The organism is Yoonia sp. BS5-3 (genome assembly GCF_038069655.2).
Classification (GTDB): Bacteria; Pseudomonadota; Alphaproteobacteria; order Rhodobacterales; family Rhodobacteraceae; genus Yoonia; species Yoonia phaeophyticola.
The window spans coordinates 186,028-206,232 of the sequence record NZ_CP150951.2; the positions used below are offsets into that span (position 1 = coordinate 186,028).

Genomic DNA, 20,205 nt, shown 5'->3' on the forward strand with positions numbered 1-20,205 from the left:
TTTCCCCGAGTGCCTTAAAAGTCGGTTGGTGCACCGCCGGCCGCCTTACGCCGCGCTACAAAATCAGCCAGCCCCGCGCGCGCGTCTTCATCCATAGGCGGCGTTTCGAAGCTGGACAGGATATCCTTGTAAACCCGGTGCGCCCGTTCAGCAGTCCAGGTTCCCCCGGATGCCTCCCATGCTTCAAAATTTCGCCAGTCGGAAAGGAAAGGTTGATAAAACGCGGTCTGATAACGTTCTTGCGTATGGGCCGTGCCGAAATAATGGCCATTTGGTCCAACCTCTTTGATCGCATCCACCGCTATGTCACCAGGCGTTGTCGCTGTGATCGCGGGTTCCATATAGCGCTGGATCATCTGGATCACCTCGCAATCCATGACAAATTTCTCAGGCGAAGCGATCAGCCCTCCTTCAAGCCAGCCAGCCGCATGATAGACGATATTGGTGCCCGATTGCACCGCCGACCAAAGCGCATTTGATGTCTCCCACATGGCCTGCCCATCGGGAACATTCGCCGCGCATGACCCAGATGCGCGCAGAGGGATGCCGTAAAACCGTGCCATTTGCCCGGTCATTTGCGTCGCCCGCATATATTCGGGCGTTCCAAAGGCAGGCGCACCGGATTTCATATCGACATTGCTAGTGAATGTCCCAATCACGCATGGCGTTCCGGGCCGCACATATTGAAAAAGCGCGATGGCGCTGAGGGCCTCGGCGATTGATAATGTCACCGCCCCGGCCATTGTGACCGGCGCCATGGCCCCGGCCAATGTAAATGGCGTGACGATAATCGCCTGCCCCCGCCGGGCGCAGCGCAGACAACCATCGATCATCAGGTCATCATGTTTCAGCGGCGAAGTAGAGTTTATATTGGTATACATATGCGGCTTGGCTGCGAAGTCTTCTTCGCTGAGCCCGCCTGCGATCTTGACCATCTCAATCACATCCTCGACCCGCTCTTTTCCCAAAGAATAGGCGTGTACGACTTTGTCGGTCAGCGTCAGCTTGTCATAGGTGATATCCAGATGCCGAACCGAGGCGTGCAGATCAACCGCCTCAACCGGGTAGCCGCCAGCAAAGTGGATACAGTTGAAATACTGCGTAAGCTTGAGCAGATTGGCGCATTGCGCCCGTGTGCCCGATACTTTCTTGCCGATCTCAAGATCGAAATAATTGGGCGGTGATGACACATTACCAAACAGGATATGCCCCCCGCCGAGCGTGATTTTGCGGCTCGGGTTGCGCGGCGTGATATCAAATTGAGCGGGCGCATGCCCCAACATTTCTGTCACCCAATCGCGCCCCATGCGCACATTGGTACCATCCACCTTGCACCCCGCCTCGCGAAACAACGCCAAGGCCTCATCATGCAGAAATTCGATCCCGATTTCCTCAAGCACCCGCATTGCCCCATCATGGATCGCCGCAACACCGGCGTCATCCAGCGGCTCTGTCGGCCGGTCGGTGTTGATGGGGATGCGCCATGGCATCTGATCGATACCTGCCGCTGCCCGCCGGTGCGCATTTCCAGCACGTCCGCCACCGCGGCGGCGCGATTTGCCTGGCTGTTTCATGACGAAACCTCACATTGCCTGAACCAAGGATGCCTTGGGTTCAGTGCTGGCTCCGCATGATTTGCGACAGAACATGTCGGAAATGGACCGTCAAAGGCCTGCCGCCCCCCGCGCACCCTGACCTGTCGCGGCCTTAGATTGCGCCCATTTACAAGGCCTCAGCGTCCATCCAGCCGGGCAAATCGCCGATATTTTGAAGCACCACATCTGCAAAGGGGGCAAGTTCAGCCGCTGGCGCGGGGCCCGTCAGCACCCCCACCGCCCGCATCCCTGCATCTTTCCCAGCGGTCAAATCATGGGTGCTGTCGCCCACCATCACGCAGTCTGGCGCCACAAGCCCCGTCTGCTGGCAAAAGGCGCGCAGCTGCCCGGTCTCGGGCTTGCCGCCATATCCGCTGTCATATCCCGCAATGAAATCAAAATGGTCTTTGATCCCTGCACTTTGCAGATTGGCGATTGCGGGCGCTTCGGCGTCGTTGGTTGCTATCCCCAGCTTCAGACCGCGCGCTTTCAGATCATCAAAATAGGGGATCAGAGGCACTGCCTGCACCTGCGGCAGTGCAGCGGCCGCTGCATTCATCCGCGGGATAAGTGTTTGCAGCGTTTCGCCAACCAATACGTTCAGCATCACCTGCGCCGTTTGCTCAACCGTTGCTGCGATCACCACGCTACAGGGCAGAAAGCGTTCGGCCTTCATGTCATAGCCCATCGCATCGGCCAAAGCCGCCGCTTTCCCGGCATCCCCACGCGTTTCTTGCCGGATCATCATCCCCGCCCAAGCGCCCCAGGTTGCGTTGAAATCGAACAATGTCCCGTCTTTGTCGAAAATAATCCCTTTGATCATGCTGCCTCTCTGATCATTGACAGTGCCGCGCCTCACGTCGAACCTGCCGGAATGCGCAAGTTTCGTTCCTACCGATCCCGCCCCATGCATCTTGGCCCGTTTCCACTGGAAAAGCTGGCCCGCCAAGGGGCGGTTGATCTATCCGCCCTGCCGCCCTTTCGCCCGTTGGTTTTTCGTCGCCCTGATGGTCCGCTCAGCATTGTGAACGCAATGCAGGACTATCAAGCGATGTTAGATGCGACCCGCGATGGTCTGGTCAAGCGCGAACAGGCCGAAATCCCTGAGGATCTGCAAGAGCGTGCCAATCACCTCAAAGCGTTTGGCTATTATTGTGACGCAGGCATGGTGGGGATTTGTGCCATCCCCGAAAAAGCTTGGTTGCCGGAGCCTGTCCGCAATCCCGATGTAGACCGCCTGGCCGAGAAGCTACACAAGATGCAGCCCAATTCCTTGGCCGCCGGGATTGATGTGATCATGGCCGGACTGCGTGACAGCATGGCTGCGCCGCCGACCGATTGTCAGCACCATACCCATGCCGTTGTTTTCCTGTACGATCACCCCCGTCCGCCCCGCCCAGATGAGCCCGGTACGGATTGGATCAAGGATGCATTGCCACAACGCAGCTGTCTGCGCGGCATGGAAACGGCCGTCACTTTGGCCAATTACATTCGTCTTTTAGGGTTTGAGGCCCGCGCCCATTCCATGGCTGCATCTGACGTGCATCTTGGCGCACTCGCCGCGCAAGCAGGTCTTGTTGCATTGGAAGATGGCCACCTGACAAACCCGTTTACCGGGGATCGTTTTGGTCTGGCCGCCATTACGACCAACCTGCCCATGGCGACGGATCTGCCCCTTGCCCCCGGGCAGGCCGCCCCGCTGAGTTACCGCAGCGGCCTTGGCACACATGCCCATTCGGCCCGCACCCGCGATCCGTTTGCCGGTCGCGACTTCGCGCAGGGCCCTTATCCGTTCGAAACCTTGCGCCGCGTTGATACGCCGACCACCTATATCGACCGCCCCAATGTCGCCCGTGTTCCCAAAAGGGCGAACATGTTCGCCCGCGCCCTGTTTGGCGATCTGGGCGCACAGGTGCAGCAGGCCACAAAAAACGGCAATTACGTGCGCAAATCAGCGACTGCCTTTGCGTTTCGTCCCTCGCTGGGGGCCTTTACCTTGTTGCAAGATGGCGATCCGGTGGGGCCACCCCAGGACTTCAGTGCCGCGAGCAATGCTGCGAACATCAAGGGTGCCCTCTACTTTCTGGGTGTCGATGCGGTGGGGCTGTCAGACTGTCCCGACTGGGCCTATTACAGCCATGATGCAGCCGGCGCGCCGATTACGCCGTACCATACGAACGCCATTTCCATGATCATCGATCAGGGCCACGAAACCATGGAGGGCGCCTCGGGCGATGATTGGATCGCCTGTGCCCAATCCATGCGCGCCTATTTGCGCTTTTCGCTTTTGGGCGGTGTACTGGCGCAGCACCTGCGCAACCTTGGCTACACGGCCCGCGTCCATTCGGTGATGGATGATGAGGTGCTGCATCCCCCGCTATTGCTCTTGTCCGGGCTGGGTGAGGTCAGCCGCATTGGTGAGGTCATTCTCAACCCGTTCCTGGGCCCTCGGCTGAAATCGGGTATTGTGACGACAAACATGCCGATGCGCCATGACAAGCCTATTGATTTCGGTCTGCAGAAGTTCTGCGATGCCTGCAACAAATGCGCCCGCGAATGTCCATCAGGCGCGATTACAGCCGGGCCGAAGCTGATGTTCAACGGCTATGAGATTTGGAAATCGGACAGTCAGAAATGCACATCCTATCGCGTGGCCCAAAAGAATGGTGCCATGTGCGGGCGCTGCATGAAAACCTGTCCTTGGAACCTTGAAGGCTTGTTTGCCGAAGCCCCGTTTCGCAAGCTGGCCATGACGGTGCCCAAGGCCGCCAAGACCCTTGCGAAATTGGATGATTTTTTGGGGAACGGCGCTATCAACCCGGTGAAAAAATGGTGGTGGGATCTTGAGATGGAGGATGATGGCGCCTACCGCCCGTCGCCCCATCCGGTCAATAAGCGCAGGCTGCAGAAGGGGCTTGATCTGCGCCATGCCGATCAAACGCTTGCCGTCTATCCAGCCCCTCTGGCCCCGCCGCCCCATCCCTGGCCTGCACCGATGGACCGCGAGGCAGGTATCACCGCCTATCAGGCCATGATCCCCGCCAAGGAACATCGCAAAAGGCGGGCCAAAGGACTGCCGCCCGAACACATCTACCAAGCTGACGCCGGTGATACCCCTGTTATCCAAGTTGTCATCAGCAAGGTAACAAAGATGACTGAAGCGGTGACAAAATATGAATTTTCCAGGACTGATGGCGATGACTTACCCCGGGCAACCGCAGGCGCGCATATCGATGTTGTCGTGGCGCCAGAGTTCTTTCGCCAATATTCCCTGTCAGGTGATCCATCGGATCGGTCCCGCTATCAGATCGCCGTACAGCGCGAGGATAAGGGACGCGGCGGATCGCAGCTTTTACATCGCATCTTTACGGAAGGGCGGCGTGTATTTATCTCGCCCCCCATCAATCATTTTCCCTTAGAGGAAACTGCCCGCATGACCTATTTGATGGGCGGTGGCATTGGCGTGACGCCCATGATTGCGATGGGCCATCGCCTGCACATAATCGGTGCTGATTTCGCGTTACATTACAGCGTCAAAACCCGCGCCGATGCGGGTTTTCTTGATGACCTGGCACAGTTTCCTTGGGCGTCAAAGGTCAAGTTACATGTCAGTGCAGAGGGCGCGCGCGCGGATTTAGACGAGGTGCTGCAATACCAGCCCGGTGCACATGTCTATGCTTGCGGCCCTGCAAATTACATGTCTGCCGTGATGGATGCTGCTGCGACAAAGGGCTTTCCTGAAGAGGCCCGGCATCTGGAATATTTCGCCGCCCCCGCACAGCCGGAATATGAAAACCACCCGTTTCAATTGCAGTTAAAGGATGGCCGCAAGGTGCCTGTGGCCGCGGACCAATCGGCATCATCTGCGCTTATCGCCGCTGGTGTCCCGGTGAATATCAAATGTGCTGACGGCCTTTGCGGCGTCTGTAAATGCGGTGTGATCAGCGGCGAGATCGAGCATCGCGATTTTGTTCTGTCAAAGGCTCAGCGCACCAAAAGCATGATCCTTTGCCAAAGCCGCGCAGCACAAGAGGACGCGACGATCACCCTGGATTTGTAGCGACCTGCGCAGGCTTACGTCCAGTGCACGTTTTCCGATTCTGGCAACGCATATCTGGCACGCATGGGTTGATCGTATTTCAGGTCATTTGCATCGCAGAATGCCATGACCCAATTGTCATCCATTGTGATGAATTCAAGCACCGAAGCCTGAAAAACCGGGTCCCCTGCCCGGCCCCGCAAGTCATCGGCCGAACCGCCTGAAGACCCAAGGAATATTGGGCAAAGCTCTTCATTTCCGACCAGCCAAGCCAGGGCTTTTAATGCGATGATCTGTGCCTGTTCACGTTCCATTCAAAATCCCTAAATCAGCAGAAACCGTTTTTTAACCAATCCATTTCAATTTGTCCGCATCAATGTCACCTAGGCCCACTGAGGATACAATATGTCCGGTCGCATCCTGATCATCGATACCGTTCCAACCAACCGCATTGTCCTGAAGGTCAAGATGGTGACGGCCCAATTTAGTGTTGATGCCTGCTCTACCCAGTTAGAGGCCCAAGCGATCATCGCAACCCGCCGCCCGGATCTGATTTTGATCAATCTGTCAGATCCGGTCGAAGATCATCATGATTTTTGCACCGCTTTGCGTGCGGACCCCGAAACAGCCTCAATCGCGATTATCGCCGTCGGGGTCGCCGACACGGCCAAAGCCCGGTTTGCCGCCCTTGATGCTGGCGCCGACGATGTGCTGCCCCGCCCGATGAGTGATACCTTGCTTCTGGCCCGTATCCGCAGCCTTCTGCGTGTACGTAGCGCCAATGAAGAACTGCTTTTGCGCGACAGCACCAGCCGCGCCTTGGGCTTTGACGAAGCAAGCGCCCGCTTTGAAACGGCCGCGCATGTGGCGTTGTTGTCCGCCGACGAAGCCCCGAATGCCCATTTCCTGAAAACCCTGACCGACGGGTTGCGCCAGCCTATTCGCACATTAGAGCCATGCCGCGTTCTGAAACGGACAGAGGTCACGCCAGTGCCAGATCTTTTTGTGATCGACGCGACCCATGTCACAGGTCCCGATAGCAAGTTTTTCGGCCTTGTTTCAGATTTGCGCTGCCGCGCGGAGTCCCGTCTTGCCACCCAATTGGTGATCGTGCCGGATAATACGCCAGAAGTCGCCGCAATGTTTCTTGATCTTGGCGCCGATGATGTCACCAGCGCCAGTATTTCCGCCAGTGAAATGACCTTGCGTGCCAAGGCGCTGATTCAACGCAAGCAGCGCCATGATCGCCTGCGTGACACAGTCCGCGATGGTCTGCATGCCGCGATCACCGACCCGCTGACCGGCCTTTACAATCGCCGCTACATGGAGCCGCATTTGGCCCGGATGGCCGAGCAGGCCAGCACGGACGGCTTGGAGCTTGCTGTTATGATGCTGGATATTGATCACTTCAAGACCGTGAATGACACCTATGGCCATGCTGCTGGCGACCGTGTGTTGGTCCAAATGGCAGACCGTTTGCGCGAAAACCTGCGGGCGATCGATCTGGTCGCCCGGGTCGGCGGCGAAGAGTTTATGGTCGCCATGCCCCGCACCAGTGCCGTGCAGGCCCGCCGTGCGGCCAACCGGTTGCGCCGCATGGTCAATTGCCGCCCCTTTGATCTGGGCGAGATCCATCCGAAACTGCGTATTACGGTGTCCGTTGGGGTGGCTGTTGGCGGCCCTGACGGGATGGAGCAGATCAAACTGGGCCAGATGTGCGACGAAGCTGATGCCGCACTATATGCCGCCAAATCTGCTGGCCGCGACCAAGTCGCAATGAGCCAATCAGCCGCCTGAGCCGTGATCGCGCTGTGGCGGTGGCGGACGGTTGCGGGACATGTCTTCGCGTAGTTCTGCTGCGAATGCCGCCCGCCGCTCTGGCGTCATATCGGCAATGATTTGCAACAGGCCGTTCTGCACATTTCGTTGTAATTGCGTGGTTTTGTCCAGCTGATCGGCCAGCAAATCTGTCATGACATCTGGGTCATAAGGGTCCGCTTCAATCGCCGTGATCATCTGTTCCAGCCGCCCGCGCAAATTCAGCCGCCGCATGGACCCGTCGCTCAGAAGGCTGCGCCGCACCTCACGTCTTTCATCATTATCAAGCGCCCGCCCGATCGGCCCGAGCCCGATATCAAAATTTGGCGCAGGCCCGTCTGACAACCGCCCCGATGCCATTGATCCGACAAAAAGCCCGGCAACCGCCAGGTTCAGTGCCAGCGAAATGACCAAAACGATACGCATCAACCGTGATGCGCCGGTTGTTTTGTTTGGAAGATCAGCCATCGATGAAGGTTCCAATATCAAAATCCAGATCGTCGGCAAAAACGCCGATTGTCACGGTATCGCCAAATGCCGTTGCGGTGAAATCCTCAATCGAGGCAGGCGGTGCGATACCCACCCAAACCCCTGTGATCGTCGCGGCCACAAGTCCCCCGACCGAGGGCCAGCCGCCCACAAGGTCCAGCAAACCAGCAAAAAGCCCGCTTTTGGCAGGAACCGGCGCAGGCATAGGCGCAGCGACCTGGGCGCCCGCAGCATCTGCAAGCACACGGGCCATAAGCCCATCCGACGGTTCAGGCGCGATTGCACGTGCCTCGGCGAACAGATCGTCCAGCATATCGTTTTTTGGGTCAGTCATCATCATACCCCAGTTCTGCCTTTCGCCCTGCCAATATATCAGCAAGAGCCCGTTTCCCGCGTGCTGTCAGACTTTCCACGGACCGCACGCTAATGTCCATGATTTGCGCGATTTCAGGGTTTGAAAGCCCTTCAAGATGGCGGAGCGATACCGCCTGCGCCTGCCGTTCTGGCAGTTCAGCCAGCGCATTTGACAAGGCTTGAAGCCGCGTCTGCGCCTGAATTTGATCAGCCACGCTTGGCGCGCTGTCCTCAGGTTCGGCCACTTGATCAAGCGACACCCCGCCGCGCCGTTTGCGCAGGCGATCCGTGCAAAGGTTCGCCACAACGCGGTAAAGCCAGGTACTGACCTGTGCTTCGCCCTGCCGCCAGTCCGGCGCTATTTTCCAAAGCCGCATCATGGCGTCTTGCGCCACATCGTCGGCTTCGCCCGCATTGCCGAGCATCCGGGTGGCTTGCGCCAAGACCCGAGGCAGCAGCCGCGCGGTCAAATTGCGCGCCGCATCCGGATCGCCGTTGGCAAACGCCACCAGTAAGGCGGCGTCCGATGCACCGGCAAAGGACTCTGACGTCGTATTCATGTGCTGTCGTGCTACCCCGATCACCCAGCCAACGCAATCGGCAGAGGGACAAATCCTGCCCCCTGCCGAAGCGTTGGTTAGCCCCGATCAGTACGCCGTTCACGGTTGCCCATTGTTTCTTGCGCCGCGTCAAACTCTGCCTGCGTAATCATCCCATCGCCGTCGGCATCGACACGTTCGAACATCCGCGCCGCACGATCACCGTCGCGCTGTGGCAATTCGGCTTGTTGCAGCAGGCCGTCTTCGTTTTCGTCAAACCGTTCTAGCATTCGCGTCGCACGTTCTGCATTGCGGCCTTCTGCCGCTGCGATCAGTTCTTCTGCGGAAAATGCCCCGTCACCATCGGTGTCGGTCTGGGTAAACCGATCAGCGCTGCGCGCCTCAATTTCGGCCAGGGTAATGCTGCCATCGCCATCGGTATCCATGGCACTGAAATCCGGCCGCTTGCGCCCTTCTTGGGCCGCTGCTGCTGTCATTACCAAGCCTGCCATCAGGGCAGCTGTCAAAATCTTCGTCTTCATTGCTCTTCCTATTTTTGTTTTTGCAGCTTTCTTGCTGCTGACCCCTTTTCAACGCCACCGCTTCGTGTTTCCGTCGCTTGGCCTGCAATTTTCTTTGCAAAACATCCTCATTCCCCTTTTCCAAAAGGGAATGCGCCCCATCTAGGGAAGAGATTGGAAAACGATATGTCTGACCTAACCGCCCAAATGCCGGATCGGCCCGCCCGTCCTGCAATGATCAATGGCCTCAAGTGTCGCTGCCCGAAATGCGGTGAGGCCCCGCTATACAGCGGCTTTCTGAAGGTCACGCATACCTGCCCGAATTGTCACGAAGAGCTGCATCATCATCGCGCAGATGATGGCCCCGCTTATCTGACCATTCTGATCGTGGCCCATATTGTCGGCTTTGCAATGCATATCATGTGGGTGGCGATCCGGCCGGACCCGCTGATGATGGCCCTGGTGATCACTTTTGGCGCAGTGGGGCTGTCGCTATTGATGCTTCCACGCGTCAAAGGTTTGATCGTCGCTATTCAATGGGCACGCCGAATGCATGGCTTTGGCCATACGGCGCACCAATAGAAAGACCCCGATGGAGACCGCCCCCCCAATTCGTGACGCCGCAACTGTAATCGTACTGCGCAACGCGCAGACCAAGCCCTCTGTTCTGATGGGGCAACGCGGTGCCTCTGCCGCATTCATGCCGGGCAAATTCGTTTTTCCCGGTGGCGCCGTTGATCAAAACGATCATCATGTGCCGCTGACCCCGCTTTCTGGCACGGACGAAACCCGGCTTGCCGAAGAAAGCGCGTTACCGCCTGCCGCCATCGTCGCCGCAGGCATCCGCGAGTTGTGGGAAGAAACCGGGCAAATCCTAGGAGCGGCTGCAAATTGGCCCGACGCCCCGCAGGGCTGGCGCGGTTTTGCGGCGACCGGCCATCAACCTAATGGCACCGCGTGCCGTTTTGTTTTTCGCGCCGTCACCCCCCAAGGCCGCCCGCGCCGTTTTGATGCCCGTTTTCTTTTGGCCGATGCTGCCGATCTTGTGACCGACCCGGATGATTTTTCCCGGGCCGAAAATGAGCTGGACCATCTGCAATGGGTCCGGCTTGATGACGCGCGCAGCTTTGATCTGCCTTTTATTACCCAGGTTGTACTGGCCGAACTGATCACCAATCTTGACCGCAATTGCCCCCCTACCGCCATTCCGTTTTTTCGCAATGATGATGAGGCCCACCTGATCAGCCGTCTTGGCGGCAAGGCCATCCTTTAAAGATCAGGTCACCAGTACCAGCAGGACAATGCTACCCGTCAACAGGCCCAACCCCTGCCATTCGCGCGCGCTGACCCTTTCCCCAAAGACAAATGCACCGATGATTAGCGAAAACAGCAGCTCTACCTGCCCAACTGCATTCACATAAGCTGCGTTTTGCATGGTGAAAGCCGTGAACCAGAAGATCGATCCGATCATGCTGGTTAGTCCCACCAGTCCTGCGACCCGCCAAGACCGCAGGACAGAGGTAATCTGCCCCCGTTCCCGCCAAGCCAGCCATAATGCCATGCCAATAGTCTGAAATGCTGTCACGCAGGCCAGCGTGATGATCGCCCGGTAAAACACATCACCGTCACCCAAGGACAAGGATGCCCCCCGATAGCCATTGCCGGAAATCCCAAACAGAATACCCGCCCCAATGCCCAGCGCTGTGGCCCGGTTGAAGATCCGCTGATGCCATGGCCCGGTTCCCCCCGGAGGATCAGACAGCAGCAGAACCCCTGCCAGCCCGACGCACATTGCGAAGATAGCCCAGAAGGTGAACATATCCCCCAAGATGACAAAGCCGAACAAAGCGCTCAGCAGGACTTCGGTCTTTTTGAATGTGATCCCAACCGCAAAATTGCGATGCGCGAACAGCGAAACAACACACATCGTCGCCAAAATCTGTGAGGTCCCACCGATCAGGACATATGGCCAGAACTGCGCGGGGATTTGCGGCGCACCCTGCCCGCTATAAAGCGCATAGCAGGTTGCGATCACCGCCACCAAAGGCGAGGAATAGATGAACCGTGCAAAGGTCGCCCCCGCCGTCGACAGCGCCATGGATTTCAACTGTTTTTGCAACATAAAACGCAGTGTTTGCGCGCCCGCTGCCGCAAGTGTGATCAGTATCCAGGGTTCCATGCGCACCCTATGCCTGCAATTGGCTATCTGCGCCAGAGCGGATGCGCGACCGGGTCTTTGGCCTTCCAGAAATACTGCCGCATGATTGCCCCGTAAGACCGATACAGATAACCGCCATTGCGCCGTTGATAGTAGTCCTTCCGCGCAAGATATAGATCAGGCAGCGCGTACCAGGGCACCTTGGGATGCATATGATGGACCACGTGCAGGTTATTGTTCAGAAACAAGAAAGCGAAGAAACCGCGATCTTCGATAATGACGCTCCGCCCGCCAGCGCATTGGTGCGCCTGATGTTCCAGAAACGTGCGTAGTTTCAGCAGGGCCAATCCCAAATAAACCGCAATCAGATAGGCCCACATTGGAAAAGATGCGGCCTGAATGACAAAAAGCACCGCAAGAACGCCTGGAATATGCCAAAGCCATCCACGCGCAATGGTGGGCGTCCGCTGTTGCCATTCCATGCGCATAAATCCGATGACGCCAATCACCGGCCCCAGCACTAACCGGCCCAAAAGCGTGTTATTGAACAATAGTATTTTGCGCAGGGCCCGGGGCAGGCCTTGCCATTCTGCGGGGTCCAGAAAGTTGGACTCTGGGTCGTCAAAAGGGTCTGTCAGGCGGATATCACTGTGATGCGCCAAATGGGTCGCTTTGAACCGCAAATAGGGAATGAAAAGCGCCAGGGGCGCGGCAACCAACGCATCATTGAGCCCTTGCCAGCGAAAGGGATGACCGTGGATCGCCTCATGTTGCAATGACGCATGAAAGGCGATCAGCACCCCAAGGCACGGGATCGCGAGTGTTGTTGGCAGCCACCACATGGCGGCGCCCCAAAGCCCGTAGCAGGTTGTAATAAGGATGAATGTTGGCCATTCAACGATGGCCCTTGGCGTGATTTTTTTCTGATCCATGGCCAAGGTCTACGTCACCGCGGCGCGGTTGCGTATTCTGAGAATAGTTCACAAAATGCAATTTTGGTGCTATTTTCACCTGATGGTGATAAAAATAAACAAACTGGATCGCGCTGCGTTGTTTCGTGACAGGCTATCAGCCGCGATGGCCAAAACCGGTATCTCGCAGACTGCGCTTGCACGCGATGCAGGGGTCGACCGTTCGACACTCTCACAGCTTCTCAAAGACACGGGCGCACGCCTTCCAAATGCGCAATTGGTGGCAGAGGTTGCTGCTGTGCTTGGCGTTAGTGCCGACTGGCTGTTGGGGCTTTCAGATCGCCCTGAGCAGGCTGCCGATCTTGTCGCGACGGCCATTTCAATGACCGAAGCCTCACGTACCATGGTTGATGACAAGATCTTTGCCTGGCATCAGGAAGCCGCTGGCTACAAGATACGACATGTGCCCTCTGGCTTGCCGGATATGTTGAAAACGCCGGATATGCTGCGCTGGGAATATGCGCCGTCTCTTGGAAAAACGATTGATCAAGCCATTGGGGCCAGCACCGATAGGCTGAACTGGATGCGCGGCGCCCAGTCGGATTATGAGATCGCGATCCCTTTGGCCGAACTTGACGCATTTTCCCGGGCCGAGGGCAATTACACCGGTCTACCCGCCCCCACCCGCCTTGCGCAGTTGCATCAGTTCCGCGATCTGCATCAGCAGCTGTACCCGTCGCTGCGGCTTCATCTTTTTGATCAACGCCAGCTTTATTCTGCCCCGGTCACCGTTTTCGGCCCGCTGCTTGCTGCGATCTATATTGGGCAAAACTATCTGGTTTTTCGCGACACCGAGCGGGTGATGGCAATCACCCGGCATTTTGATCAACTGGTAAGGGCCGCCAAGATCGGCCAACGGGATATGGCCACCTATTTTGATGATCTTATCGCATTGGTGGATTAACGGCTGCCAACCGCCTTGCCTGCCCCTTCGGGCAGCGGCAGCGCCGCATGCGCCGTTGCGATCTGCCCAAGCGTCCGCGCGATATGCCCTGCCGGGTCCGAAGCCCGCCGTGTTTCCAGACTGACATGGATCAGCATATGCTCACCCGTGGCCAATCCACGGTCCCCATCAAACATCCGGTGAAACAGATGCATCTTCTTGCCAGCGCCCGCCAATACTTGCGTTTCGATCCTGATCTGGGTGCCTGCATGGACTTCATCAAGATGCCGGATATGGGTCTCAGCAGTGAAGTAGCTGGCGCCCGTTGCGATGTAAGACGGTAACGCCACATCAGACAGTCCAGGCAAAGATATGCGCGCATTCGCGATCACTTCGCCGATTTGCGCGCGGCCTCCGGGTCAGGATCAAAGACCCTGACATCCCACCCCATCAACAAGAACCGGGCCGCCCAGCCCCCGCCGATAACAGCTGCGACGTGCCCGGTCGTGGGGCTAGGTTGCCGCGTTGGACGGGTTGTTAAACTCATCCACCGGCTGCGGCTCGCCCCGGACAGATGGATCGCAGGCGATCATTGACGTATTTGCATCGCGAATAATGAGCCCGCCGCGCGAACGACAATCTTCAAAAGTCATACGTCCGCCGATCACCATAAATTCCTGGGCGCCGCTGCCACCGCCAAACCCGCCACCTTCACATGCGGATAGGACCATCACAAACCCAAAAGCCAATCTTTTCATTGGGAAACCTCCTCTAAGCGGCTCAGATCGTAGCCGTTGAATTCCAAAACATCCCGGGCTGCGTCCAGACGATCCCGCCGGATTGTCGGGGCCCGGTTCAATATCCAGCCAGACCGCCCATTCGGCGTGCCCACAACGGCTGTGTTATAATCTTCATCGGTCCACAAGACCCAATAATCCGCAGCCACAAAGGGGACCGAGGCAAAACGCACCTTCAGGCGCCCCGGGCCGACAATTTCAGCCGTGCCCGTGATGCGCGATTTTTCTGCCCCATCCGCGTCGCGGCAGATATTCAGAACCGATAACAGCCCGTCCTCGCGCAGTTGATATTCGGCTGTAACGCCCACGCAGCCCGCCTCAAACGGGACAGGAAAACGGGCGACCTCATACCAAACGCCGACATAGCGTTCGGGTTCGAAAAGTGCTTTGGACGCGATCGGCGTTTCAGTGTCGCGGTAGACTTCAAAGGTCCCGCAACCGGCGAGCAGCAGCAAAGCGACGAAAACAGCTCTCATGCCGTCACCTGCGCTTGCTTTTGCAGTCCAAGCTTGGCGCGCACCCGATCGGGGCCATCTGCGGGCGCCCCAGAGCCGGTTACGGCGCAGGTGATAAAGACCTCACGGTTCATCTGTAGTGGCATCAACGTGCTCCCCTTACCTCGTGGTCAATAGATCGGTCTTCGGGTGAAATCCAGACCCCACGCAAACGACAATCCTTGACAGCAGCGCGGTATCTCTGGCATCGGAAAGCGCATGAGCCACTTGATACAAATATCACCGGTTTATTTTACCAGCGCCATATAACGGCGGCTGGTTCTTTCACGACATCCAAAACAAACAGCCGCCCGCAAGGGCCTGTTGTTTTTACGTGTTCTTGCCGGGCAAACGCAAGGACATGACATGACGGAAATTTCAGTTGATCTGGCAACCCCGCGCGATCTGCCGCGTATCCAGACGCTTATACGCGCATTATCAGCCTTTCACGGCGATGATGCCCAAGTCACACTTGAGCAATTGCAGGCCGTGTTCTTTGGCACGCCTGCGCCCGCAATCGCCTTCGCCGCCAGACACAATGGACAGATCATCGGCTATGCAGGCGTGCTGAAAAAACTGTAAATTCACTCGGGCAGGCCCGGTTTTGACATTCAGCATCTTTACGTATGCGAAACCTATCGGGCACGCGGGGTGGGTCAGGCTTTGATCGCGGCGGTAAAAACCCATGTAGCAGCCGCAGGGGCCAAAGGTGTCACCATCGGCACCGCCCCGGACAATAAATCAGCCCAGGCAGCCTATCGCGCGATGGGCCTGGAAGAAATCACAGATGCAGGGCCCCGGTTTTGGATTGAGATATCCTAGGGTCAATACGGCATGGGGTGCGCTTTGTGCAGGACATCGATCTGCGCAATCACCTCATCCGACAAATGCAGGTCTTTGCCCGCCAAAATATGCGCCAGTTGATCCGATGTTGTTGCCCCAAAGATCGCAGAGACTGGGAACGGCCGCGTCCGTTGCCAGGCCATGGCCATATGGACCGGGTCCAGTCCATGTTGCGCGGCCAGATCAAGATAGGCTTGTGTCACTGGCAAGGTCCGCGCGTTCATCCGCCCGCCCAGCTCGTTATTAAGCGACATGCGGCTGCCATCTGGGATCACGCCGCCTTGGTATTTGCCAGTCAGCAGACCGCAGGCGAGCGGTGAGAAGGACAAGAGCGTGACATCCTCATTCACCGCCATCTCGGCCATGTCAGTGTCATAAAGGCGGCAAAGCAATGAGTATTCGTTCTGTACAGAAACCATACGCGGCAGGCCCGCAGCCTCTGCCTGATCAATCCATTTGATCATGCCCCAAGCACTTTCGTTCGACATCCCAATCGCACGGATCTTGCCTGCTTGCTGCGCCTCGCCCAGCGCCTCAAGCACGTCCATCATGTGATCGAGCGTATGTTGCCGGTTCTGGGCCGATGGATCGTAGCTCCAGTTCTGTCGGAACATATAAGAGCCGCGTACCGGCCAATGCATTTGGTAAAGATCAATAATATCTGTTTGCAGCCGCTTGAGCGAGGCATCGACAGTTTCGCGAATGACATCCCCATCATAGCCGCGCCCGTCGCGCACCCAGCCGGGGTTGTTGCCAGAAACTTTGGTGGCAATCACGATATCGTCGCGCCGTCCGGTCTTGGCGATCCAATTGCCGATCACTTGTTCGGACAGGCCCACAGTTTCGGCGCTGATTGGATTTACCGGATACATCTCGGCGGTATCAAGAAAGTTGATCCCTGCATCCAGCGCCATATCGATCTGGCTGTGCGCATCATCTTCAGGGGTTTGGTTGCCATAGGTCATCGTGCCCAAGCACCATTCACTGACCATGATACCCGAGCGGCCAAGGGGAAGTTTTTGCATCTGTCTGCCTCAAAAAACGATTTTCTCGAAACTAACGCGCAAAAACAGACTGGCAAGGACCCATTGTGCCATTGAATGGCAGTCCTTACATCCTGCCAAGAACAACGGCGAAAGATGACCGACTGATTATGATAAACGCGATTTGGCACCATAAGACGTCAATTTTTGCAGCCATCGCGTTTACCGTTGCCTTGATCTTCATGGTCAAACCACCCGGCGCTGCCTCTTATGCATATGCGACTGTCGGGCAACCTCTTAAGACACATATCGTGGGATCTCGGTCGTCTGCATCGACAACCCATTGGCGCATCATGCTACGCGAACAAGATGTGACAATAAAAGCCATCACTTTGACGCGGCCCATATCGACTGGGGACACTATTTGTGTCGCGTACTCAGATTATTGGCCAGAGGGGTTAAAGGCGCTGTATCAAGCTGATGAAGCAGACTGCGAAAACACTTGATATTGTTAAGCCAAGACTGCGCATTTGAATTCAAAAATCATAAAACAACCCAACCCGCGTCGTCGTCACCGCCGCCGTAAATGTGTTATCCATGATATCCCGGATCAGTTCGCCCCGCACGGTCAGCGTGTCGGTGACCGCCCGCTCTGCGCCGAAACCGAAATTGAAGCCGCCTGATGTGTCATCGCTAAAATAGTACTCGGTCACGCCGCCGCCAGCATGGAAGCTGTAGCCAAGCCAATCATAGCTGGCCAACATCCGCACCCGCGCGGTGTCATAGTCATTTTCGCCAGCGACCTGCACCCCGTATTCGGCCTCCGCCGTTAATGCAAAAGGGCCAGAAGATACGCCGAAGCCGCCGATGATCGACCCGGCGGTTTGCGCGTCCCCCGAATGCGGGAACATGTAATCAAGGCTACCGCCCAAATAGAGATCTTGCGCCATAGCGCCAGTACCAAGACTTGCGGCCAGAATGGCGGGGAATAGTGATTTCATCGGCTCTCTCCTGCTGGGAACGGGAATTAACCCCCATTTAGGCCTCTGAAAGCGAAAACGCCAGCCACGCGGCATCTGGTCAGCGCCGCCCGGCCCCGTTACATAGGCGCAAATCTGACAGGACACCCCCATGGCACGCCATCTGATCACATCCGCAATTCCCTATATCAACGGGATCAAACATCTTGGAAATTTGGTGGGCAGCCAATTGCCCGCCGATCTTTACGCCCGTTATCTGCGCCAGCGCGGGCATGAGGTGCTGTTTCTTTGCGCCACCGACGAGCACGGCACCCCTGCCGAACTTGCCGCGGCCAAGGCCGAGAAGCCGGTGGATGTCTATTGCGCGGAAATGCATGATGTGCAGGCCAAAATTGCGGATGGGTTTCGGCTGTCGTTTGATCATTTCGGGCGCTCTTCCAGCCCGCAAAACCACAAGCTGACCCAAGCCTTCGCCACCCGCCTGGCCGAGGTCGGGCTGATAAAAGAAGTGACCGAGAAACAGGTATATTCCATCGCTGATGGTCGCTTCCTGCCAGATCGATATATTGAAGGCACCTGCCCCAACTGCGATTTTGACAGCGCCCGGGGCGATCAATGCGACAATTGTGGCAAGCTGTTGGACCCGACCGATCTGATCAATCCATATTCGACGATTTCTGGCTCAACCGAGCTTGAGGTGCGCGAAACCAAACATCTTTATCTATGCCAATCCGCGTTGAAAGATGATCTGGCCACGTGGATCGACAGCAAAAAAGACTGGCCCATCCTGACCACCTCAATCGCCAAGAAATGGTTGAATGACGGGGATGGGTTGCAAGACCGCGGGATCACCCGGGATCTCGATTGGGGTGTTGCGGTCAAACAAGGCGATCAGACTTGGCCCGGCATGGAGGGCAAGGTGTTCTATGTCTGGTTCGACGCGCCCATCGAATACATCGCCTGCGCCCAAGAATGGGAAGACGCGGGCAAAGGGACCGATTGGGAACGCTGGTGGCGCACTGATAAAGGTGCGGATGACGTGACCTACACACAATTCATGGGCAAGGATAATGTCCCCTTCCACACATTGTCATTCCCAGCCACCATTTTGGGCTCGCAGGAGCCTTGGAAACTGGTCGATTACATCAAGTCCTTTAACTACCTGAACTATGATGGTGGCCAGTTCAGCACATCGCGCGGGCGCGGCGTGTTCATGGACCAAGCACTTGAGATTTTACCCCCAGACTATTGGCGTTGGTGGCTTTTATCGCATGCGCCTGAATCGTCGGATGCTGAATTTACATGGGAAAGCTTCCAGCAAGACGTTAATAAAGACCTCTCTGACGTGCTGGGCAACTTTGTTAGCCGGATCACTAAGTTTTGCCGGTCGAAGTTCAGCGAAGCTGTACCAGAGGGCGGCAGCCACGGTCCCGCCGAGACCCAGTTGATCGCCGATTTGACGACGCGCATCCGCGCATTCGAAGGCCATATGGACACGATTGAAGTGCGCAAAGCAGCAGCCGAACTGCGCGCTATTTGGGTGCTTGGGAATGAATATCTGCAAGCCAATGCGCCATGGTCAACCTTTAAAACTGACCCTGAAACGGCCGCGATGCAGGTCCGTTTGGCACTGAACCTTGTCCGGATTTACGCGGTTCTTTCGGCAGCCTTTATCCCTGGTACATCGTCCACGATGATTGCGGCGATGCAGACCGATGATCAAAGCTGGCCTGACGATGTCGCAGCCGCACTGGATACACTGCCCGCAGGCCACACCTTTACCGTGCCCGACAACCTGTTCGACAAGATCACCGATGAGCAACGCGAAGACTGGGCCGCCCGTTTCGCGGGCAAGCGGGACTAAAGCTCAATCTCGCAGCTACTGCGAAAGAACATTGCTTGCGACAGCGCCGACTTCACCTGTTCGGCGCTGTAGGGTTTGGTCATCACAAAAGCTGGCTCTGGGCGTTCGCCGGTCAGCAGATATTCGGGAAAAGCAGTGATAAAGATGACCGGTATATCGCCAAACCCGGTCAGAATTTCAGCAACCGCATCGATCCCGGATGATCCATCGCCCAGTTGGATATCCGACAGGATAAGATCAGGTTTGGTGCTTTGCGCCAATGTGATGGCTTGGCTATGGGTCGCGGCCATGCCGGTGACAGAATGGCCCATTTCCTCAACAATGTCCTGCAAGTCCATTGCGATCATCGCCTCATCTTCGATGACCAAGATCCGGCCTGCGATGCTTTTGGCTATTTCGGCATGGGCGTCGCTGATCAAGCGCTGCACTTCACTGTCTGGCCGGGCCATGATCTGGGCGATTTCGGGTATGCTGAATTGCTCAATCGAATGAAGCAAAAGCGCATGGCGCGAATCTGGCGTTAGCAAACGCAGATGTTGTTGAGCGTCGCTGACCGTTGGATCATCACTGGCGGTTATGGGATGGGTCTGCGCATCCCAAGCCTGAAAAAATACGCCAAATAAGCCAACCTTTAGCGAGGCTGCATCTTGCACCAAATCGGGTTTCTGCAGGATTGATTCGAGCGTGGCCAGCGCGAATTGATCCCCATTATCCTGATCACCGGTCAGGGCGCGGGCGTGACGGCGCAGGGCAGGCACGAAAGATGACAATTGGTTGGATAAGGGCTCTGGCTGTGAAATTTGCGACATCAAGTTCGTCTTTATTGCGTGATCTGACACCTGAAATACAACTTTGTGGTGTTCTTTGTCGATATCCT

23 protein-coding genes and 2 pseudogenes are annotated in these 20,205 nt (G+C 56.9%); 8 read left to right on the plus strand and 17 right to left on the minus strand.

The annotated features are described in order from the left end of the window. Positions 1–14 precede the first annotated feature (14 nt). Both AABB29_RS00935 and AABB29_RS00940 read right to left on the minus strand, forming a co-directional pair. Complete coding sequence (locus AABB29_RS00935; RefSeq protein ID WP_341368729.1) at positions 15–1,574, minus strand: trimethylamine methyltransferase family protein; 1,560 nt, start codon at positions 1,572–1,574, stop codon at positions 15–17. Positions 1,575–1,722: 148 nt separating this feature from the next. Beyond that, the gene (locus tag AABB29_RS00940; RefSeq protein ID WP_373636721.1) at positions 1,723–2,418 is read right to left on the minus strand and encodes an HAD family hydrolase; all 696 of its coding nucleotides are present in this window, start codon (positions 2,416–2,418) and stop codon (positions 1,723–1,725) included. A 51-nt stretch (positions 2,419–2,469) separates the two neighbouring features. Here AABB29_RS00940 and AABB29_RS00945 point away from each other — a divergent pair, with 51 nt between their 5' ends. After that, entirely contained in the window at positions 2,470–5,655 is a 3,186-nt protein-coding gene (locus AABB29_RS00945; protein ID WP_341368727.1) for a reductive dehalogenase, read from the plus strand. Positions 5,656–5,669: 14 nt separating this feature from the next. Here the strand turns inward: AABB29_RS00945 and AABB29_RS00950 are convergent, their stop codons facing one another. Next, positions 5,670–5,948 (minus strand): DUF3572 domain-containing protein, encoded by a 279-nt coding sequence (locus AABB29_RS00950; RefSeq protein ID WP_341368726.1) that lies wholly within the window; start codon positions 5,946–5,948, stop codon positions 5,670–5,672. Positions 5,949–6,039: 91 nt separating this feature from the next. Between AABB29_RS00950 and AABB29_RS00955 the strand changes: the two genes are divergently transcribed. Further along, the gene (locus tag AABB29_RS00955) at positions 6,040–7,431 is read left to right on the plus strand and encodes a diguanylate cyclase (RefSeq protein WP_341368725.1); all 1,392 of its coding nucleotides are present in this window, start codon (positions 6,040–6,042) and stop codon (positions 7,429–7,431) included. On the opposite strand, the gene AABB29_RS00960 is transcribed toward AABB29_RS00955, so the two are convergent. The 4 genes from AABB29_RS00960 to AABB29_RS00975 form a co-directional block, all read right to left on the minus strand. Continuing rightward, positions 7,420–7,920, minus strand: coding sequence for a periplasmic heavy metal sensor (locus AABB29_RS00960; RefSeq protein ID WP_341368724.1), 501 nt, complete (start codon positions 7,918–7,920; stop codon positions 7,420–7,422). The two genes, AABB29_RS00955 and AABB29_RS00960, sit on opposite strands and share 12 nt — an antisense overlap. Beyond that, the gene (locus tag AABB29_RS00965) at positions 7,913–8,281 is read right to left on the minus strand and encodes a hypothetical protein (protein ID WP_373636722.1); all 369 of its coding nucleotides are present in this window, start codon (positions 8,279–8,281) and stop codon (positions 7,913–7,915) included. Before AABB29_RS00965 ends, AABB29_RS00960 begins: the two co-directional genes overlap by 8 nt. Beyond that, the gene (locus AABB29_RS00970) at positions 8,268–8,855 is read right to left on the minus strand and encodes an RNA polymerase sigma factor (protein ID WP_341368722.1); all 588 of its coding nucleotides are present in this window, start codon (positions 8,853–8,855) and stop codon (positions 8,268–8,270) included. Before AABB29_RS00970 ends, AABB29_RS00965 begins: the two co-directional genes overlap by 14 nt. 77 nt (positions 8,856–8,932) lie before the next feature. Next, complete coding sequence (locus AABB29_RS00975; RefSeq protein ID WP_341368721.1) at positions 8,933–9,376, minus strand: calcium-binding protein; 444 nt, start codon at positions 9,374–9,376, stop codon at positions 8,933–8,935. Between the two features lie 165 nt (positions 9,377–9,541). Here AABB29_RS00975 and AABB29_RS00980 point away from each other — a divergent pair, with 165 nt between their 5' ends. Together AABB29_RS00980 and AABB29_RS00985 are read left to right on the plus strand one after the other, a co-directional pair. Further along, positions 9,542–9,937: a DUF983 domain-containing protein gene (locus tag AABB29_RS00980; RefSeq protein WP_341368720.1), complete on the plus strand. Its 396-nt coding sequence runs from the start codon at positions 9,542–9,544 to the stop codon at positions 9,935–9,937. Positions 9,938–9,947: 10 nt separating this feature from the next. After that, entirely contained in the window at positions 9,948–10,628 is a 681-nt protein-coding gene (locus tag AABB29_RS00985) for a DNA mismatch repair protein MutT (protein ID WP_373636723.1), read from the plus strand. Positions 10,629–10,631: 3 nt separating this feature from the next. Here the strand turns inward: AABB29_RS00985 and AABB29_RS00990 are convergent, their stop codons facing one another. Together AABB29_RS00990 and AABB29_RS00995 are read right to left on the minus strand one after the other, a co-directional pair. After that, positions 10,632–11,534: a DMT family transporter gene (locus AABB29_RS00990; protein WP_341368718.1), complete on the minus strand. Its 903-nt coding sequence runs from the start codon at positions 11,532–11,534 to the stop codon at positions 10,632–10,634. Between the two features lie 23 nt (positions 11,535–11,557). Continuing rightward, the gene (locus AABB29_RS00995) at positions 11,558–12,445 is read right to left on the minus strand and encodes a fatty acid desaturase (protein WP_341368717.1); all 888 of its coding nucleotides are present in this window, start codon (positions 12,443–12,445) and stop codon (positions 11,558–11,560) included. A gap of 82 nt (positions 12,446–12,527) precedes the next feature. On the opposite strand from AABB29_RS00995, the gene AABB29_RS01000 reads away from it, so the two are divergent. Then, the gene (locus AABB29_RS01000) at positions 12,528–13,388 is read left to right on the plus strand and encodes a helix-turn-helix transcriptional regulator (RefSeq protein WP_341369031.1); all 861 of its coding nucleotides are present in this window, start codon (positions 12,528–12,530) and stop codon (positions 13,386–13,388) included. On the opposite strand, the pseudogene AABB29_RS01005 reads toward AABB29_RS01000, so the two are convergent. The 5 genes and pseudogenes from AABB29_RS01005 to AABB29_RS01025 form a co-directional block, all read right to left on the minus strand. Then, a pseudogene (locus AABB29_RS01005) lies at positions 13,385–13,705 on the minus strand (thioesterase family protein); the annotation flags it as partial. The gene AABB29_RS01000 and the pseudogene AABB29_RS01005 sit on opposite strands and share 4 nt — an antisense overlap. Beyond that, positions 13,703–13,914, minus strand: a pseudogene (locus AABB29_RS01010) (hypothetical protein); the annotation flags it as partial. The pseudogenes AABB29_RS01010 and AABB29_RS01005, both read right to left, overlap by 3 nt. Next, positions 13,880–14,125 carry a hypothetical protein gene (locus tag AABB29_RS01015; RefSeq protein WP_341368716.1) on the minus strand — a complete coding sequence of 82 codons (246 nt, stop codon included), beginning with the start codon at positions 14,123–14,125 and terminating at the stop codon, positions 13,880–13,882. The pseudogene AABB29_RS01010 and the gene AABB29_RS01015, both read right to left, overlap by 35 nt. Beyond that, positions 14,122–14,640, minus strand: a complete 519-nt coding sequence (locus tag AABB29_RS01020) for a lipocalin family protein (RefSeq protein ID WP_341368715.1) — start codon at positions 14,638–14,640, stop codon at positions 14,122–14,124. Before AABB29_RS01020 ends, AABB29_RS01015 begins: the two co-directional genes overlap by 4 nt. Then, a complete protein-coding gene (locus tag AABB29_RS01025) occupies positions 14,637–14,765 on the minus strand; it encodes a hypothetical protein (protein WP_341368714.1) in 129 nt (42 codons plus the stop codon). The genes AABB29_RS01020 and AABB29_RS01025 overlap by 4 nt, the downstream gene beginning before the upstream one ends. Positions 14,766–15,024: 259 nt before the next feature. On the opposite strand from AABB29_RS01025, the gene AABB29_RS01030 reads away from it, so the two are divergent. Then, a complete protein-coding gene (locus tag AABB29_RS01030; protein ID WP_341368713.1) occupies positions 15,025–15,240 on the plus strand; it encodes a hypothetical protein in 216 nt (71 codons plus the stop codon). Positions 15,241–15,267: 27 nt separating this feature from the next. Continuing rightward, positions 15,268–15,480 carry a GNAT family N-acetyltransferase gene (locus AABB29_RS01035; RefSeq protein WP_373636897.1) on the plus strand — a complete coding sequence of 71 codons (213 nt, stop codon included), beginning with the start codon at positions 15,268–15,270 and terminating at the stop codon, positions 15,478–15,480. 2 nt (positions 15,481–15,482) lie between these two features. On the opposite strand, the gene AABB29_RS01040 is transcribed toward AABB29_RS01035, so the two are convergent. Both AABB29_RS01040 and AABB29_RS01045 read right to left on the minus strand, forming a co-directional pair. After that, complete coding sequence (locus AABB29_RS01040; protein WP_341368712.1) at positions 15,483–16,526, minus strand: aldo/keto reductase; 1,044 nt, start codon at positions 16,524–16,526, stop codon at positions 15,483–15,485. Between the two features lie 494 nt (positions 16,527–17,020). Further along, positions 17,021–17,485 carry a hypothetical protein gene (locus AABB29_RS01045; protein ID WP_341368711.1) on the minus strand — a complete coding sequence of 155 codons (465 nt, stop codon included), beginning with the start codon at positions 17,483–17,485 and terminating at the stop codon, positions 17,021–17,023. A gap of 130 nt (positions 17,486–17,615) precedes the next feature. On the opposite strand from AABB29_RS01045, the gene metG reads away from it, so the two are divergent. After that, the gene (gene metG / locus AABB29_RS01050) at positions 17,616–19,328 is read left to right on the plus strand and encodes a methionine--tRNA ligase (protein ID WP_341368710.1); all 1,713 of its coding nucleotides are present in this window, start codon (positions 17,616–17,618) and stop codon (positions 19,326–19,328) included. Here metG and AABB29_RS01055 read toward each other — a convergent pair. Beyond that, positions 19,325–20,137, minus strand: coding sequence for a response regulator (locus AABB29_RS01055; protein WP_373636724.1), 813 nt, complete (start codon positions 20,135–20,137; stop codon positions 19,325–19,327). The genes metG and AABB29_RS01055 overlap by 4 nt on opposite strands. Between the last annotated feature and the right edge of the window lie 68 nt (positions 20,138–20,205).

What these genes read in the sequence shown, in the direction of transcription:
- AABB29_RS00935 (WP_341368729.1), bottom strand. Translation starts at nt 1,574, where the DNA reads ATGAAACAGCCAGGCAAATCGCGCCGCCGCGGTGGCGGACGTGCTGGA.
- AABB29_RS00940 (WP_373636721.1), bottom strand. Translation starts at nt 2,418, where the DNA reads ATGATCAAAGGGATTATTTTCGACAAAGACGGGACATTGTTCGATTTC.
- AABB29_RS00945 (WP_341368727.1), top strand. Translation starts at nt 2,470, where the DNA reads ATGCGCAAGTTTCGTTCCTACCGATCCCGCCCCATGCATCTTGGCCCG.
- AABB29_RS00950 (WP_341368726.1), bottom strand. Translation starts at nt 5,948, where the DNA reads ATGGAACGTGAACAGGCACAGATCATCGCATTAAAAGCCCTGGCTTGG.
- AABB29_RS00955 (WP_341368725.1), top strand. Translation starts at nt 6,040, where the DNA reads ATGTCCGGTCGCATCCTGATCATCGATACCGTTCCAACCAACCGCATT.
- AABB29_RS00960 (WP_341368724.1), bottom strand. Translation starts at nt 7,920, where the DNA reads ATGGCTGATCTTCCAAACAAAACAACCGGCGCATCACGGTTGATGCGT.
- AABB29_RS00965 (WP_373636722.1), bottom strand. Translation starts at nt 8,281, where the DNA reads ATGATGATGACTGACCCAAAAAACGATATGCTGGACGATCTGTTCGCC.
- AABB29_RS00970 (WP_341368722.1), bottom strand. Translation starts at nt 8,855, where the DNA reads ATGAATACGACGTCAGAGTCCTTTGCCGGTGCATCGGACGCCGCCTTA.
- AABB29_RS00975 (WP_341368721.1), bottom strand. Translation starts at nt 9,376, where the DNA reads ATGAAGACGAAGATTTTGACAGCTGCCCTGATGGCAGGCTTGGTAATG.
- AABB29_RS00980 (WP_341368720.1), top strand. Translation starts at nt 9,542, where the DNA reads ATGTCTGACCTAACCGCCCAAATGCCGGATCGGCCCGCCCGTCCTGCA.
- AABB29_RS00985 (WP_373636723.1), top strand. Translation starts at nt 9,948, where the DNA reads ATGGAGACCGCCCCCCCAATTCGTGACGCCGCAACTGTAATCGTACTG.
- AABB29_RS00990 (WP_341368718.1), bottom strand. Translation starts at nt 11,534, where the DNA reads ATGGAACCCTGGATACTGATCACACTTGCGGCAGCGGGCGCGCAAACA.
- AABB29_RS00995 (WP_341368717.1), bottom strand. Translation starts at nt 12,445, where the DNA reads ATGGATCAGAAAAAAATCACGCCAAGGGCCATCGTTGAATGGCCAACA.
- AABB29_RS01000 (WP_341369031.1), top strand. Translation starts at nt 12,528, where the DNA reads ATGGTGATAAAAATAAACAAACTGGATCGCGCTGCGTTGTTTCGTGAC.
- AABB29_RS01015 (WP_341368716.1), bottom strand. Translation starts at nt 14,125, where the DNA reads ATGAAAAGATTGGCTTTTGGGTTTGTGATGGTCCTATCCGCATGTGAA.
- AABB29_RS01020 (WP_341368715.1), bottom strand. Translation starts at nt 14,640, where the DNA reads ATGAGAGCTGTTTTCGTCGCTTTGCTGCTGCTCGCCGGTTGCGGGACC.
- AABB29_RS01025 (WP_341368714.1), bottom strand. Translation starts at nt 14,765, where the DNA reads ATGCCACTACAGATGAACCGTGAGGTCTTTATCACCTGCGCCGTAACC.
- AABB29_RS01030 (WP_341368713.1), top strand. Translation starts at nt 15,025, where the DNA reads ATGACGGAAATTTCAGTTGATCTGGCAACCCCGCGCGATCTGCCGCGT.
- AABB29_RS01040 (WP_341368712.1), bottom strand. Translation starts at nt 16,526, where the DNA reads ATGCAAAAACTTCCCCTTGGCCGCTCGGGTATCATGGTCAGTGAATGG.
- AABB29_RS01045 (WP_341368711.1), bottom strand. Translation starts at nt 17,485, where the DNA reads ATGAAATCACTATTCCCCGCCATTCTGGCCGCAAGTCTTGGTACTGGC.
- metG (WP_341368710.1), top strand. Translation starts at nt 17,616, where the DNA reads ATGGCACGCCATCTGATCACATCCGCAATTCCCTATATCAACGGGATC.
- AABB29_RS01055 (WP_373636724.1), bottom strand. Translation starts at nt 20,137, where the DNA reads ATGTCGCAAATTTCACAGCCAGAGCCCTTATCCAACCAATTGTCATCT.